Annotated in this window: 15 protein-coding genes; 5 read left to right on the forward strand and 10 right to left on the reverse strand. The window is 66.9% G+C overall.

The window, feature by feature from the left end:
- Positions 1-17: 17 nt before the first annotated feature.
- A complete protein-coding gene (locus ASC91_RS11920) occupies positions 18-332 on the reverse strand; it encodes an energy transducer TonB (protein WP_056196838.1) in 315 nt (104 codons plus the stop codon).
- 226 nt (positions 333-558) lie between these two features.
- Positions 559-1,488, reverse strand: a complete 930-nt coding sequence (locus tag ASC91_RS11925; protein WP_056196841.1) for an inositol monophosphatase family protein — start codon at positions 1,486-1,488, stop codon at positions 559-561.
- A 108-nt stretch (positions 1,489-1,596) separates the two neighbouring features.
- Between ASC91_RS11925 and ASC91_RS11930 the strand changes: the two genes are divergently transcribed.
- The 3 genes from ASC91_RS11930 (at position 1,597) to ASC91_RS11940 (ending at position 6,542) form a co-directional block, all read left to right on the forward strand.
- Entirely contained in the window at positions 1,597-2,334 is a 738-nt protein-coding gene (locus tag ASC91_RS11930; RefSeq protein ID WP_082532618.1) for an RNA methyltransferase, read from the forward strand.
- A gap of 40 nt (positions 2,335-2,374) precedes the next feature.
- Positions 2,375-3,151 carry a serine O-acetyltransferase gene (cysE, locus tag ASC91_RS11935; RefSeq protein WP_056196844.1) on the forward strand — a complete coding sequence of 259 codons (777 nt, stop codon included), beginning with the start codon at positions 2,375-2,377 and terminating at the stop codon, positions 3,149-3,151.
- A gap of 160 nt (positions 3,152-3,311) precedes the next feature.
- Positions 3,312-6,542, forward strand: a complete 3,231-nt coding sequence (locus ASC91_RS11940) for a two-component regulator propeller domain-containing protein (protein ID WP_056196847.1) — start codon at positions 3,312-3,314, stop codon at positions 6,540-6,542.
- On the opposite strand, the gene mog is transcribed toward ASC91_RS11940, so the two are convergent.
- Positions 6,539-7,105 carry a molybdopterin adenylyltransferase gene (gene mog, locus ASC91_RS11945; RefSeq protein WP_056196850.1) on the reverse strand — a complete coding sequence of 189 codons (567 nt, stop codon included), beginning with the start codon at positions 7,103-7,105 and terminating at the stop codon, positions 6,539-6,541. The two genes, ASC91_RS11940 and mog, sit on opposite strands and share 4 nt — an antisense overlap.
- Entirely contained in the window at positions 7,098-7,769 is a 672-nt protein-coding gene (gene yjgA, locus ASC91_RS30265; RefSeq protein WP_235531964.1) for a ribosome biogenesis factor YjgA, read from the reverse strand. The genes mog and yjgA overlap by 8 nt, the downstream gene beginning before the upstream one ends.
- Here yjgA and pmbA point away from each other — a divergent pair.
- Positions 7,719-9,086 (forward strand): metalloprotease PmbA, encoded by a 1,368-nt coding sequence (gene pmbA, locus ASC91_RS11955; protein ID WP_056196855.1) that lies wholly within the window; start codon positions 7,719-7,721, stop codon positions 9,084-9,086. The genes yjgA and pmbA overlap by 51 nt on opposite strands.
- A 117-nt stretch (positions 9,087-9,203) precedes the next feature.
- Positions 9,204-10,286, forward strand: a complete 1,083-nt coding sequence (locus tag ASC91_RS11960; RefSeq protein ID WP_056196858.1) for a TRAP transporter substrate-binding protein — start codon at positions 9,204-9,206, stop codon at positions 10,284-10,286.
- A gap of 77 nt (positions 10,287-10,363) precedes the next feature.
- Here ASC91_RS11960 and ASC91_RS11965 read toward each other — a convergent pair whose 3' ends face one another.
- The 6 genes from ASC91_RS11965 to ASC91_RS11990 all read right to left on the reverse strand — a co-directional run bounded on the left by ASC91_RS11965 (position 10,364) and on the right by ASC91_RS11990 (position 15,133).
- A complete protein-coding gene (locus tag ASC91_RS11965) occupies positions 10,364-11,923 on the reverse strand; it encodes a TRAP transporter large permease subunit (protein ID WP_056197251.1) in 1,560 nt (519 codons plus the stop codon).
- Positions 11,923-12,531, reverse strand: a complete 609-nt coding sequence (locus ASC91_RS11970) for a TRAP transporter small permease subunit (protein ID WP_056196861.1) — start codon at positions 12,529-12,531, stop codon at positions 11,923-11,925. The genes ASC91_RS11965 and ASC91_RS11970 overlap by 1 nt, the downstream gene beginning before the upstream one ends.
- Before the next feature lie 99 nt (positions 12,532-12,630).
- Entirely contained in the window at positions 12,631-12,975 is a 345-nt protein-coding gene (locus ASC91_RS11975; RefSeq protein WP_056196865.1) for a TIGR01244 family sulfur transferase, read from the reverse strand.
- A 9-nt stretch (positions 12,976-12,984) separates the two neighbouring features.
- Entirely contained in the window at positions 12,985-13,431 is a 447-nt protein-coding gene (locus tag ASC91_RS11980; protein WP_056196868.1) for a GatB/YqeY domain-containing protein, read from the reverse strand.
- Between the two features lie 106 nt (positions 13,432-13,537).
- Positions 13,538-13,750, reverse strand: coding sequence for a 30S ribosomal protein S21 (gene rpsU / locus ASC91_RS11985; protein ID WP_056196873.1), 213 nt, complete (start codon positions 13,748-13,750; stop codon positions 13,538-13,540).
- A 165-nt stretch (positions 13,751-13,915) separates the two neighbouring features.
- Entirely contained in the window at positions 13,916-15,133 is a 1,218-nt protein-coding gene (locus ASC91_RS11990; protein WP_056196875.1) for an NAD(P)/FAD-dependent oxidoreductase, read from the reverse strand.
- Positions 15,134-15,338 lie beyond the last annotated feature (205 nt).

The raw sequence follows: 15,338 nt of genomic DNA on the forward strand, positions 1-15,338 counted from the left end.
GCTAGCGAAGCGTCTAATTAATCTTCCGACTTGAACACCAGCTTGACTTCGTGGGTCTGGGCGGCGCCGGTGCCTTCGAACTTCCACTGGCTCAGGGCTTCGGTGGCGGCACGGTCGAACACGCGCTTGGGTTCGGCTTCGACGATGGCGACATCCGAGACCTTGCCGTCGCCGGCAATGGTCATCTTGGCGCGCACGCTGCCGGCGCTGATGTTCTTCTTGACGGCCTCATTGGGGTACTCGGGAGCGACCTTCTTCAGAACCTTGGCATCGGCGTGGGCCAGGGAGGCAGCGGCGACGAGGGCGAGAGCGACAGCGGAGCGGGCAAACATCAGTAGCGTCTTTCGGGCGGTTTGATTGGGGGAACAGAGCGGCTCTGGCCGCGTTGCAGCACGCATTCTGGCGAGCCCGCCCCCCACGGGTAAGGGGTGCGGCCGTGCAGAAGTCACGCACGCATGACCGGGTTAGCCCTTGGTCACCGCTGCTGCCAATTCCTTCACAGCCAGAAAATGAGAAAGCCCTCGCGAGGAGGGCTTCGAAGGGGACGGGTGGCGCTGATCAGGGCGCTGCGTCGCCGCTTTCATCCTTCTTGATACGCACGGCGCCACGCTTCTTCGGCTCGGCCGGCGCAAGCGCTGCATCACCATTGAGCATGGGAGCTGCGGCCTCTTCTTCCTTGATGACGCGGGTGTAGGGTGCCAGCATCGTCACCAACTGCGCGTAGATCTTGGGGTTGCCGGCCACCACTTCACGCTGGTGCAGGAAGTCGGCCTCGCCCGTGAAGTTGCCGATCAGGCCACCGGCTTCCGTGATGATGAGCGAGCCCGCCGCCACGTCCCAGGGCTGCAGGCCGGTCTCGAAGAAGGCGTCGTAATAGCCGGCTGCGACGTAGCAGAGGTCCAGCGCTGCAGCGCCCGGGCGGCGCAGGCCGGCGCAGTGCTGCATGACCTCCTCGAACATCTTCACGTAGCGCTTGAAATTGTCGCCACGGCGGAAGGGGAAGCCGGTGCCGATCAGCGCGTCGCTCATGCGGGTGCGCTTGGACACGCGCAGGCGGCGGTCGTTGCAGAAGGCGCCGCGGCCCTTGCTGGCGTAGAAGAGGTCGTTGCGGGTCGGGTCGTAGACGACGGCCTGCTGCACGACGCCGCGGTGCGCCAGCGCGATGGACACGCAGTACATCGGCAGGCCGTGGATGAAGTTGGTGGTGCCGTCCAGCGGATCGATGATCCAGACGAACTCGGAATGCTTGGCGCCGTGGGTGCGGCCCGACTCTTCGGCGAGGATGCCGTGGTCCGGGTAGGCGCCCAGCAGCGTCTCGATGATCACCCCTTCTGCGGCGTGGTCGACCTCGGTGACGAAGTCGTTCGGGCTCTTGGTGTTGATGCGCAGAGCTTCGAGGTCCAGCGAGGCGCGGTTGATGATGGCGCCAGCCGCACGCGCCGCCTTGATGGCGACATTGAGCATGGGATGGTGAGACGTTTGCAGCATGCGTGGCACTCGCTGGGAAGAAGGGGCTGACGGGAGGAAAGAGCGGCGGGACCCATGGAGGCGGCCCGGATAATCGCGCGATTCTAGCCGCAGCCTCCGTACAAACCCGTGGAATCCACACGCTTCGTTCTCATCAACACCAGCCACGCCGGCAACGTGGGCGCGACGGCGCGGGCGATGAAGGTGATGGGTTTCCAGGACCTGGTGCTGGTGGCGCCGCGCTTTGCCGACGTGCTCTGCCACGAAGAGGCGGTGGCCATGGCCAGCGGCGCGGCCGACATCCTGGCACGCGCCCGCGTCGTGCCCACGCTGGCCGAGGCGCTGGACGACGTGGACTTCGCCTGCGCCACCGCGATGACGCCGCGCGACTTTGGCCCGCCGACGCGTGAGCCACGTGCACTGTTCGGCGAGCTGGCCGCGCGTGAGGCCGCGCCCCGCCTGGCGCTGGTGTTCGGCTCCGAGCGCTACGGCATGAGCAACGAGGACGTCTACCGCTGTCATGCGGTGCTGAGCATCCCGACCCATCCGGACTACGGCTCGCTCAACCTTGCCCAGGCCGTGCAGTTGCTGGCCTACGACCTGCGCCAGGCCCTCGGCGGCTTCGGCGTGCAGGCGCGCACGCCTGACCCGCAACTGGCCGACGCGCGTGCCGTGCAGGGCCTGCTGGATCATCTACAGGCAGCGCTGGTGCACATCGACTACCTCGACCCCGCGGCGCCCAAGAAGCTGATGCCCCGCCTGAACCAGCTCTTCAACCGCGCCGGGCTCACGAACGAGGAAATCCACATCCTGCGCGGCATTGCGCGACAGATGCAGAAGACCGTAGTGCCAGCAGGCTCAAAGTAGCCCCACCTAAACTGGCCTGCCTTTCTCCCCTGGCTGCACCATGTTCCAGCGCCTGCGCGAAGACATCGCCCTGATCCTCGAACGCGACCCGGCCGCCCGGTCGGCGTGGGAGGTGCTGACCTGTTACCCGGGCCTGCATGCGCTGATGTTCCACCGCCGTGCTCACTGGTTCTGGCAGCGTGGCTTCAAGTGGCTGGCGCGCTGGGTCTCGCACTGGAGCCGCTTTCTGACGGGCATCGAGATCCACCCCGGCGCGCGCATCGGCCGCAAGGTCTTCATCGACCATGGCATGGGCATCGTCATTGGCGAGATGGCCGAGATCGGCGAGGGCTGCACCATCTACCAGGGCGTCACGCTCGGCGGCACCTCGCTCGTGAAAGGCGCCAAACGCCATCCGACCCTGGGCCCGGGCGTCATCGTCGGCGCCAATGCCAGCGTGCTGGGCGGCTTCACGGTCGGCGCCGGTGCGCGCATCGGCTCAGGTGCCGTCGTCACCAAGCCGGTGCCGGCAGGTGCGACAGCCGTGGGCAACCCGGCGCGCATCATCGAGGCCGCCAGCGAACAGGCCCGCGAGGAGGCGGCCGCCAAGATGGGTTTCTCGGCCTATGGCGTGACCCAGGGTGACGACCCGGTCGCGATGGCCATGCGCGGCCTCATCGACAGCGCCTCGGGCCACGAGCACCAGATCGCGCTGCTTTGGAGCGCGGTCTGCAAGTTGTCGACCCAGGCCGGCCGGCCGATCGGTGACTGCGTGCCCGATGACGCCCAGCGCGACGAGGCCTTCGATGCGGCGCAGATGAACCGGCTGGTCAAGTAGCGGCCGCGCCGGCGAAATAGACCGTCAGCCGGCCACGTCTTTGCCGCCGGCCGGCCCGGCGTGAATGAGAATCGCCGGTTCCGGGCCGCGATGGCCCGCCCTGTGTCGGCCTGCTGTGTTCCTGCGCGAGTTACGACTGCGGCTTTCCACTGGCTGGCGCATGGCGCTGTGCCTGATCATGGCCCTCTGCCTGGCTGAGGCAACTGCGGCACCGGCGCCCAAGCGCTGGTCCAGCCTCGCCGACATCAGCTTCCAGCATCTCAGCCAGGAGCAGGGCTTGCCCAATGCCATCGCGACGGCCGTGGCCGAAGATGGCCAGGGTTTTCTGTGGGTGGGCACGCTCGGCGGTCTGGCGCGCTGGGACGGCTACCACTTCAAGGTCTACAAGGCCGATGCGCAGCGCCCCGGCGCCCTGCCGGACAACTATGTGCAGTCCTTGCATGGCGATGCCAAGGGGCGGCTCTGGGTGGGCACGAGCGCGGCAGGGCTGCTTCGGCATGACCCGACGACGGACCGTTTCGTCGCCATCCCGGTCGGTGGCGCCGCGGGCCTGAGCCATGTCAGCGTGCGGCAGATTGCCGACGACGGCGCGGGTGGGCTGTGGGTCGTGACCGACGGCGGCCTGGACCACCTGGATCCCGACAGCGGGCGCATCGAGCGTGCCAGCACCGTGGGCGGCTGGGCGGCCGGTGCCGGCACCCAGGTCTGGACCCTGCTGCTTGATCGCCGCGGCCAGCTCTGGATCGGTAGCGCCGCGGGCCTGTTCCGCCGCGCGGCCGCGGGCGCGCGGCTGCAAGCCGTGCCACTGGCGGTGGGCCGCGTCGTCCAGCCCCAGGCCCTGGCCCAGGACAGCGCCGGGCGCATCTGGGCCGGCGGCAAGCACGATGGCGTCTTCGTGCTCGCCGACAACGGCGAGGCGCCAGCCGTCGAAATGCGGGAGGCCGGCGTCGCCGCGAACGAGGACCTGCTGGGCAACAGCCAGATCACCAGCCTGCTCGAGACGCAGCCGGGGGAGATGTGGGTGGCGACCCTGGGGCAGGGTGTCGTTGCCGTCGACTTCGAGCAGCGCGACAGCCGGCGCATCCGCCACGTGCCGGCCTGGCCGGTCAGCCTGGCGGACAACGCGCTGCGCACCCTCTACCGCGACCGGTCCGGGCTGATCTGGGCTGCATCGAACCGCGGCCTGAGTCGCCACGACCCCCGCCAGGGCGGGGTGCTGACCCGCCTGGGCGCCAGCGCCGAGGTTGGCGATGCACTTGACTCCCGTTTCATCAGCGCCGAGATCAGCTGGATCCTGCCGATGCCCGAGGGCCGCCTGTGGCTGGCCACGCACAAGAGCGGCATCGACATCCTCGACGCCACCGGTGCCCGCGCCGGTGCACTGCGGCCCGACGCGAGCCGGCCCGAGGCCGCGCTGCCGCCCGACATCGTGCTGGGCATGGTGCGCGTGGCGGATGGCAGCGTCTTCGTCGCCACCAAGCGCGGTCTTTATCGCTGCGATGCGAATGGGCGCCATTTGCGTCGCGTGAGCCTGGCGGGCCGCAACCCTGCCGCATCCACCTGGGCCCTGCTGGTCGATGGCGGCACGCTGTGGATAGGCGGCCAGTTCGACGGCCTGTGGCGGTTGGACATTGCCAGCGGCAGCGCCGCGCCCGTCACCCTCCCGGCACCGGGCTTGACCGACCAGCGCATCATGGTGCTGGCCCGCGGCGCGGCGGGTGAGCTGTGGGTCGGAACGCGCAACGGCCTCAACCGGGTCGATCCCCTGAGCGGTGGTGTCGTGCAATACCCGGCCGGCCCGACGCTGGCGCGCGGCCTGTCGGCCGGCTTCGTCACGGCGCTGATGCTGGATGCCGAAGGCCGGCTCTGGGTGGGCAGCTATGGCGGCGGCATCGATGTGCTGCCTGCGCCGGGCCAGGGTGAAGCCATCCTGCGCGTGGGCGTTGCCCAGGGCCTGCCGGACGGCACTGTCAACGCGCTGCTGCCGGACCTGCAGGGCCAGGTCTGGGCCAGCACCGACAACGGTCTGGCGCGTATCGACCCGGCCCGCATGACGGCGCGCGCGCTGCGCCGGGCCGAGGGCGTGGTCTTCCCGACCTACTGGACGGGCTCGGCAGCGCGCACCGAGCGCGGCGAGCTGCTGTTCGGCGGTGCCGGCGGCATGACCGTGGTGCTGCCCGAGAAGCTGCAGGCCTGGACCTACCGGCCCGACGTGCTGGTGGCGGACGTGCAGATCGGCGGGCGCTCTGTGGCGCTGCCCCCGGGTGGTACGGCGCTGCTGGACGTGCCGGCCGACGGCAACAGCCTGGCCGTGGAGTTCGCGTCCACCGACTTCTCGGCGCCGGAACGCAATCGCTATGCCTACAAGCTCGAAGGCTTCGATGCCAGCTGGATGGCGGCCGACGCGGCGCGCCGGGTGGCCGCCTATACCAACCTGCCACCGGGTGACTACCGGCTGCGCCTGCGCGCCTCCAACCGCGACGGCCAATGGGGCGAGCGCGAACTGGCCCTGGCGGTGACGGTGAGGCCTGCCTGGCACCAGACCTGGTGGTTCCGCGCTGCCCTGGTGTTTGCGCTATGCCTGCTCGTGCTCGCGGCGGTGGCCGGGCGCACGCGGCTGCTGCGCCACCGTCAGCTCGAGCTGGAGCACAAGGTGCGCGAGCGCACGGTCGAGTTGCGGGCGATGCACCACGCTTTGCAAGAGAAATCAGAGCAGCTTCAGTTGAGCAGCGTGACCGACCCGCTGACGGGCCTGCACAACCGCCGCTTCCTGAGTGACCACATCGAGCAGGACCTGGCAGCCAGCCTGCGCCGATCACAGGAGACGCTTGCCGCCGGGGGCCAGCCGCTGGATACGGACAACGTCTTCCTGCTGCTCGACATCGATGCCTTCAAGCGCATCAACGACCGGCACGGCCATGCCGCGGGCGACGCGGTGCTGGTGCAGTTCGGCGCCCGGCTGCGTTCGGTGATGCGCGAGTCCGATTACCTGGTGCGCTGGGGTGGCGAGGAATTCCTGGCCGTGGCGCGCGACACCGATCGCCTGCGCGCTGAGGAGCTGGCCGAGCGCATGCGCGCCGTCATCGCCGCCACGCCGTTTGAGCTCGACGACGGCGGCCGCCTCGATGTCAGCTGTTCCGTCGGCTTTGCCTGCGTGCCCTTCGAGCCGGAGCGGCCACAGGCACGCAGCTGGCAGCAGGTCGTCAACCTGGCCGACCTGGGGCTCTATGCCGCCAAGCGCGCCGGCCGCAATGCCTGGGTTGGTGTGCACACCGCCAAGGGGCGCGGCGCCACCGGTCAGCGCGTCGTGGGCGGGTTCGGCCTCAGCAGCAATCGCAGCCTGGATGACGTGGCTGCGGCGCTGGCCGAGCCAGGAACGGTCGAAGGCTAGACGGGGCGTTGTGCGCTCTTGGGTCTGAAAGCCTTGCAGACCTCGTCGCGGGTCTCGAGGTAGGGCCCGCCGATCAGGTCGATGCAATAGGGTACGGCGGCGAAGATGCCGCTGGCCTTCTCGTGGCCAGCCAGAGTTTCGGCGATGGCCTTGGGCTGGCCGGGCAGGTTGATGATCAGACTCTTGCCGCGGATGACGGCGACCTGGCGCGACAGGATGGCCGTGGGCACGAAATGCAGCGAGATCTGGCGCATCTGCTCGCCAAAGCCCGGCATCACGCGGTCAGCCACGGCCAGCGTCGCCTCGGGCGTGACGTCACGCGGTGCGGGGCCGGTGCCGCCGGTCGTCAGCACCAGGTCGCAGCGTTCGGTGTCGACCAGCTCGGTCAACGCCGCCGAGATGTCGGCCTGCTCGTCAGGAATCAGGCGGGACACGAACTCGATGGGGTTGTGCAGCGCGCCCGTCAGCCAGTCCTTGAGGGCAGGCAGGCCCTTGTCTTCGTAGACACCGGCTGATGCCCGGTCGCTGATGGACACGACACCGATGCGGACCTGCTCACTCATCTTCGGCCGCGGCTTCGGAAGCCTTGATGAACTGGAACAGCTCGCGGAAGGCGCGGCCGCTGCGTTTCTCCGGCTCATTGGCCGCGTCCTTGCGTGCCGCGCGCACGAGGCTGCGCAGTTGCTGGATGTCGACGTCGGCGTGCTCGGCGAGGAACTCCTGCAGCGCTTCGTCGCTGGCCAGCAGGCGTTCGCGCCAGCGCTCGGACTGATGCAGCTTGAGGCTGTCCTGCGCATGGCCGAGCTTGAAAGCGGCCACCGCTTCCCGGATCGGCTCGGGATCGATCTTGCGCATCAGCTTGCCGATGTACTGGATCTGTCGGCGCTTGCCCTCGAAATTGGTGATCTTCTTGGCGTGGCGCAGCGCGTCGTAAAGGATCTCGGGCAGCGCCAGCGGCTCCCAACGGCTCTCGGGCAAGGCGAGCAATTCTTCGCCGAGCTTCTGCAGCGCGGTCATGTCGCGCTTGAGCTGGCTCTTGCTTGGGCCGTCGAAGTCGTCGTCGTCTTCGAATTCAGGGTTGGGATCGTGCATCGCGGTGCGGGGGGAGGGCGGAGTCTTATCATTGTCCCCCACCCCATTGACACCGGCGCCGGCATCGCCCGGCGCTTTGCTTTCATGCCTCAGCCCCAGAACGGTTTTGCCTACAGTCCCGAGCAGTTCCAGCAATGGATCGAGGATGCGCTCGGCGAAGCGAAAAAGATCGGCGCGACCGATGCCGGTGCAGAAGTGTCTGAGGGCTGCGGCCTGTCGGTATCGGCGCGCCTGGGCCAATTGGAGAACGTCGAGCGCAACCGTGACAAGTCGCTCGGCATCTCGGTCTACCTCGGCCAGCGCCGCGGCAATGCCAGCACGTCGGACTTCTCGCCACAGGCCATCCGCGACACAGTGCGTGCGGCTTACGATATTGCCCGCTTCACGGCCGAGGACGAGTTCGCCGGGTTGCCCGATGCGGCCGACCTGGCGTTGGATGCGACCCAGCGGCCCGAGCTGGATCTCTTCCATCCCTGGGCCGTCGACGCCGCTGCAGCCGCCGAGATTGCGCTGCGCTGCGAGGCCGCTGCCCTTTCCGTGGACAAGCGCATCACCAACAGCGAAGGCGCGGCCGTGTCGGCCCAGCAGTCGCATTTCTGGATGGGCAACACGCGCGGCTTCCGGGGCGGCTATGCCAGCTCGCGGCATTCGCTGTCGGTTGCGCCCATCGCTGGCCGCGGCGCGGGCATGCAGCGCGACGCCTGGTACAGCTCCATGCGCGACGCGGCAGATCTGGCCTCGCCCGAGGCGGTGGGCCGTTACGCGTCGGAGCGTGCTTTGTCGCGGCTGAAGGCACGCAAGGTGGCAACCGCCGAGATCCCGGTGCTGTTCGAGAGCACGGTGGCCATCGGCCTGCTCGGTGCGCTCGTGCAGGCGACCAGTGGCGGCGCGCTCTACCGCCGCACCACCTTCTTGCTCGACAGCCTGGGCAAGCCGGTCATGGCGCCGCATATCGACATCTCCGAAGACCCGCATGTGAAGAAGGGCAAGGGCAGCTCGCCTTTCGACGACGAAGGTGTCGTCACGCGTGCGCGCTCAGTTGTCGAGGGTGGCGTGCTGCAGGGCTACTTCCTGTCCAGCTACTCGGCGCGCAAGCTGGGCATGAAGACGACCGGCCATGCCGGCGGTTCGCACAACCTGCGCATGACCAGCCGTGCCACCGCGCCTGGCGACGACCTGCCGACGATGATCCGCCGCCTCGGCCGCGGCCTGCTCGTCACCGAGCTGATGGGGCAGGGCGTGAACTACGTGACCGGCGACTATTCGCGGGGCGCCAGCGGCTACTGGGTTGAGAACGGCGAGATCGCCTACCCGGTTCATGAGGTCACCATCGCCGGCAACCTCAAGGACATGCTGCACAACATCGTCGGCATTGGCGCCGACGAGTACACGATGGGCACCAAGACCATCGGTTCGGTGCTCGTCACGGGCATGAAACTCGCCGGCAACTGACGCGCATCTGGCGCGTCAGCGCCGGGGTAAATCCGGGCCGGCTGGCGATGCGGTCTTCCTAGAATCGCTCGGCACTTTTTCTCTTCGCAAATCCGAAAACAGGAGACTTCAATGACCATGGAACGTCGTTCCTTCGTGCGCCACGCCGGCCTGGCTGGCGTGCTGGCGGCAGGTGCCGCCCCGGCCGTCGTACATGCCCAGGCGCAGGTGCGCTGGCGCCTCGCATCGAGCTTCCCGAAGTCGCTGGACACCATCTTTGGCGCCGCAGACGTGTTCGCGAAAAAGGTCTCCGAGATGACCGGCGGCAAGTTCCAGATCTCCGTGCATGCCGGCGGCGAGATCGTGCCGGCGCTGCAGGTGGTTGACGCGGTGCAGAACGCTACCGTCGAGATCGCGCACACGGCGCCCTACTACTTCTTCGGCAAGGACGAGACCTTCGCGCTGGGCTGCGCCATCCCCTTCGGCCTGAACAGCCGCCAGATGACGGCCTGGATGGTGGAGGGCAACGGCCTGAAGCTGATGCGCGAGTTCTATCGCAACTACAACATCATCAACTTCCTCGGCGGCAATACCGGCGCGCAGATGGGCGGCTGGTATCGCAAGGAGATCAAGAGCGTCGCCGACATCAAGGGCCTGAAGATCCGCATCGGCGGCTTCGCTGGCCGCGTGATGGAGCGCATGGGCGCCGTGCCGCAGCAGATCGCCGGTGGCGAGATCTACTCGGCGCTGGAGAAGGGAACGATCGATGCGGCCGAGTGGGTCGGCCCCTATGACGACCAGAAGCTGGGCTTCAACAAGGTCGCGCCCAACTACTACTACCCCGGCTGGTGGGAAGGCGGCCCGCAGCTCGATTTCTTTATCAACACCAAGGCGTACGAGGGTTTGTCGGCCGAATACAAGGCCGTGGTCGAAGCAGCGTCTGCCATGGCGCATATCGACATGCAGGCCAAGTACGACGCCAAGAACCCCGGCGCGCTGAAGCAGTTGGTGGGCTCGGGCACCAAGCTGTTCCGCTTCCCCAAGGACGTGATGGACGCCGCATTCAAGGAATCCATGGGCATCTACGCCGAGCTGTCGGCCAAGAACCCGAACTGGAAGAAGGTCTACGAGGATTTTTCCAACTTCCGTCGCGACCAGAACCTCTGGTTCCGCTTCTCGGAAGCCGGCTTTGACGACTTCATGCAGGCGCAGAAGCTGTAAGCCTCGCGCCGTAGCAAAAGCAAAGCCCCGCGATGCGGGGCTTTTTCGTTGGCGGCCCGGAGTGCCTCCCGGAGTGCCTACTTCTTCGCCGCGTCCTCCAGGGCACGCCGCACGGCGTCGTCGTCATCCGCGGGCGCGCTGGCGCCTGACGCCGCTGGTTCAGGGGCGAACAGCTTGCTCGCATCGTCCGAGCTCATGTCAGCGGGCTTGTCGTGGCCGCCCATCTGCTGCAACAGCTCCGACGCCTGGTTCAGGTCCACTGCCTTCTCCTTGTCGAGAAAGACGGTCACGGTCTGCGGGAAGAAGATGACGATGGCGACGAGGATGAGCTGCATGAACACCCAGGGGATGGAGCCCATGTAGATGTCGCTGGACAGCACCTTCTTCGGGATCGAGCCGTTCTTGAACAGCGTGTCCGAGATGCCGCGCAGATAGAACAGCGCAAAGCCGAACGGCGGGTGCATGAAGCTGGTCTGCATGTTCACGCACAGCATGACGCCGAACCAGACGAGGTCGATGCCCATCTTCTCGGCCACCGGCCCGAGCAGCGGCAGGATGATGAAGGCGATCTCGAAGAAGTCGAGGAAGAAGGCCAGGAAGAAGATGAACAGGTTGACGACGATCAGGAAGCCGATCTGGCCGCCCGGCAGGTCGCTCAACATGTGCTCGATCCAGCGCCCGCCCTCGACACCCTGGAACACCAGCGAGAAGGTGCGCGAGCCGATCAGGATGAAGACCACCATGGCCGTGATGCGCATGGTGCCGAGCATGGTGTCCTTGATCAGCGGCCAGTTCAGGCGCTTGTGCAGGCCGGCCAGGATGAAGGCGCCGACCGCACCCATCGCACCGGCCTCGGTCGGCGTGCAGATGGCCGTGTTGATGCCGGGCAGGCCGCCCATGGAGCCGAGCACGGCAAAGATCAGCACGGCCGACGGAACGATGCCGCGCAAACACTTCTTCCACAGTGCCCAGCCTTGCAGCGTGCGCGCTTCCTTGGGAACACCGGGTACGTGGTCCGGCTTCACACGGCTCAGCACGAAGGTGTAGAGCGCAAAGATCAGCACCTGCAGGATGGACGGGCCCCAGGCGCCCTTGTACATGTCGCCCACGGAGCGGCCGAGTTGGTCCGCCAGCACGACCAGTACCAGCGACGGCGGCACCAGCTGCGTGATCGTGCCCGACGCGGCCAGCACGCCGGTCGCGTAGCGCATGTTGTAGCCGTAGCGCATCATGACCGGCAGCGAGATCATCGCCATCGCGATGACTTGGCCCGCGACGGTGCCGGTGATGGCACCCAGGATGAAGCCGACGATGATGACCGAGTAGCCCAGGCCGCCGCGCACCGGGCCGAACAGCTGGCCCATGGAGTCGAGCATGTCCTCCGCGAGGCCGCATTTCTCCAGCAGCGAGCCCATCAGCGTGAAGAAGGGAATGGCCAGCAGCAGGTCGTTGGACAGGATGCCGAAGACGTTCTGCGGCAGCGCGCTCATGAACTCCGGCGGGAACCAGCCCTGGCTCACCGCGAAGAAACCGCAGGCCAGGCCGAGTGCTGCCAGCGAGAACGCGACGGGGAAGCCGATCAGCATGATCACGATCAGCCCCGCGAACATCAGCGGCGGGAAGCTCTCCATCGAGATCATTGCAGGGGCCTCTCGTAGTGGATGTCCATGTCGAACTTGTGCGCGAGCCAGGCCACGCGCTTGATGATTTCGGCCACGCCCTGCAGCGCAACGAGCGCGAAGCCCAGGGGCAGCACCAGCACGGCCGGCCAGCGGATCAGGCCGCCGGCATTGCTCGACACCTCGCCCGAGGTCAGCAGCTTGGTGACATAGCCCATGAGGCCGAGGCTGGCGACCGAGTCACTGGCGCTCATGCCGGTGCTGAGCTTGACGACGAACAGGCCCCAGGACAGCCAGGCCATGTAGCAGATGACCGGCATCAGGAAGACGACGAGGCCGAACAGGTCGACATAAACCTTGCCGTGGCCGGTCAGCCGGCTGTAGACCAGGTCCACACGCACATGCTCGTTGAGTCGGAGCACCTGAGCCGCGCCCAGCATGACGCAGGTGGCGAACAGATACCACTGGATCTCGAGGAAGGAGTTGGAGCTGTAGTCCAGCCCGTAGCGGACGACGGCGTTGGCGGCGCTGATGAAGCAGGACAGCAGCACGGCCCAGGCGGCAATCTTGCCGAAGCGGTCGTTCAGGCTGTCGATGCGCCGCGCAAGGGAGAGCAGGGCGTTCATGGGCTGGGCAGGAGAAAAGCGAAGCGGCCGCCAATGTAGCGACCGCTTGGGGGGCGTCGGCTTCATTCAGCCGTCGTTCAGGGTAAGCCCCGAGGGGGTTCAGCCCAGTTGCTGGGCCTGCATGAACAGGCGAGTCGATCGGGCACCGGAGCGGCAGAAGACCAGCAGCGGCCGCGGTAGTTCGGCCAGCAGATCGGCGAAGGCCGCAATCTCCTCGGGCGACTGGTAGCCGCCGGCCACCGGCAGGTGGCGATACGCCAGGCCTGCAGCTTCAGCGGCAGCTTGAATGGCTGCCGAGGTCGGCTGGTCGGGGCCGTGCTCGAAATCGGGCCGGTTGTTGACGACGCTCTTGAAGCCCATCGCCGCCGCTTCGGCCATGGCTTCGGGCGTCAGCTGAGGGGCGGCGCAGATGTCGGGGGCGATGGCTTGCATCAGCAGGCTCATGGCGGCTCCTTACTTGGCCAACGCGGCCTTGACCGCGCTTGAGACCGTGCTCATTTCGGCTACGCCGCTGAGTGCGGCCTTGGCGGCCGCCATGACCTTACCCATGTCGCCCGGGCCGCTCGCGCCCAGTTCGGCCACGATGGCGGCCACCTTTTCGGCCACAGCCTCGGCCGACAGGCGCTCAGGCAGATAGGCCTGCAGCACCGCCAGCTCGGCGGTTTCCTTGGCAACGAGGTCGTCGCGGCCGGCGGCGGCGAACTGACTGATCGAGTCCTTGCGCTGCTTGATCAGCTTGTCGACGATGGCCACCAGGGCCGTGTCGTCCACAACGACGCGCTCGTCCACTTCCTTCTGCTTCACGGCGGCCAGCAGGCCACGGATGGTCAACAGACGATCGGCTTCCTTGGCGCGCATCGCGGCCTTCATGTCTTCGGTGATGCGGTCTTTGAGGCTCATGGCGTAGAGGGTATGAAAAAAACAAAAACCCGCGACAGCGTCCTGTGGCGGGTTTTGGTGTCAACCGGAGCTGTTATGGAAACAGGCTCCGGGTCGCGTCAGCCGATCAGAACAGCTTCTTGGGCAGCTGCATGCTGCGCACACGCTTGTAATGGCGCTTGACGGCGGCTGCCTTCTTGCGCTTGCGCTCGGCAGTGGGCTTCTCGTAGAACTCGCGGGCGCGAAGTTCGGTCAGCAGACCCAGCTTTTCGATGGTGCGCTTGAAGCGACGCAGGGCGACGTCGAACGGCTCGTTTTCCTTGACGCGGATGGTGGTCATTTATTTCCTTCAGATTGCGCTCGGTGTTCGCGGCTGGGATCAGCAGCAGGTTCCGGATTACTGCTTCTCTTGAGTCTTCTTCGAGAAGTGCAGCGAATCGACGCGCAGGTTTGCCAGCAAAGCCGGGGATTGTAGCCAGAAAATCAACGACTTGCCAAGATTCGCTCAAGCTGTTGTGGCGGTGTCCGCCATGGCCCGGGCGCAGGCAGCTGCACTGGCCCACGCCCATTGAAAGTTGTAGCCGCCCAGCCAGCCGGTCACGTCCACGACTTCACCGATGAAATACAGGCCCGGGACGCGCTTGCTCTCGAGCGTTTGCGAACTCAGTTCCTTGGTGCTGACGCCACCGCGCATGACTTCGGCCTTGCGCCAACCCTCGTCGCCGCTGGGCATCAACTGCCACTCATGCACGCTGCGGCCCAGGCGCTGCAGGTCGGCGTCGCGGCAGTCGGGCAGCGGTTTGGTGGCGTCCAGGTTTGCGCGCTCCAGCCAGGCGGCCGCCAGGCGCTGCGGCAGGCGGGACGCAAATTCGTTGCCGAGTTGGCGGCGTGAGGTGGCCTTGGCCTGGACAAGTTCCTTCTCCAGTTGGAGGTCGGGCGCCAGATTGAGCTGCAGCGCCTGATCATCGGCGCGGTAGCTTGAGATCTGCAGGATGGCCGGGCCGCTGAGACCACGATGTGTGAACAGCAGGTCTTCAAGGAACCGCATGCGCGCTTTGCCACTGCCAACGCTGACTTCCACTGGCAACGACAACCCGGCCAGGGCGGCGAAGGGTGCCCAGGCGTCCGCATCGAAGGTCAGAGGCACCAGCGCTGGGCGCGGCTCCACGATGGCGTGCTCGAAGCGCTTGGCCAGTCGCAGGCCCCAGTCGCTGGCGCCGATCTTGGGCACAGGCAGCCCGCCGGTCGCGACGACGACGCGCGGCGCCAGCACCGGACCCTGGCTGGTGTCCAACTCGAAGCCACCTTCGGGCAGCCTGCGCACGTCCGCCACCGTGCAGGGCTGCCAGCGCGTCACGCCACCCGCCTCGCATTCCTTGACCAACATCTGGATGATCTGCTCAGCGGAGTCGTCGCAGAACAACTGGCCCTTGTGCTTCTCGTGGAAGGCGATGCCGTAGCCCTGCACGAGCTTGATGAAGTCCTGCGGGGTGTAGCGGGCCAGGGCTGAGCGGCAGAAGGCGGGGTTTTCGGACAGGAAATTGGCCGGCCCGGCCTCACGATTCGTGAAATTGCACCGGCCGCCGCCCGAGATACGAATTTTTTCGGCCAGCTTGGGCGAGTGGTCGATCAGCAGCACCTTGAGACCCCGCTGGCCCGCCAGGCCAGCACAGAACAGCCCTGCCGCCCCCGCGCCCACCACCACCGCATCGAATCCCCGCATAGACCTCCCGTGAATGGGGCGGCATTGTCGTGGGTGGGCGCATCGAAACTCGTTAGGATTCACGCCGGGTAGCAAAAGGGTCTTCTAGGGGGGAGGCCCGATTCATGGGGTGGCACGGCCTTGCTGGTGCTGCTTTGGCCCCACTACAGTCCCCCGACACCTTTGGTATTCGCGGCATTGCGCCGCGAATACACGATGGCATCAC

Origin of the sequence: Pelomonas sp. Root1237 (genome assembly GCF_001425055.1) — a bacterium.
Classification (GTDB): Bacteria; Pseudomonadota; Gammaproteobacteria; order Burkholderiales; family Burkholderiaceae_C; genus Pelomonas.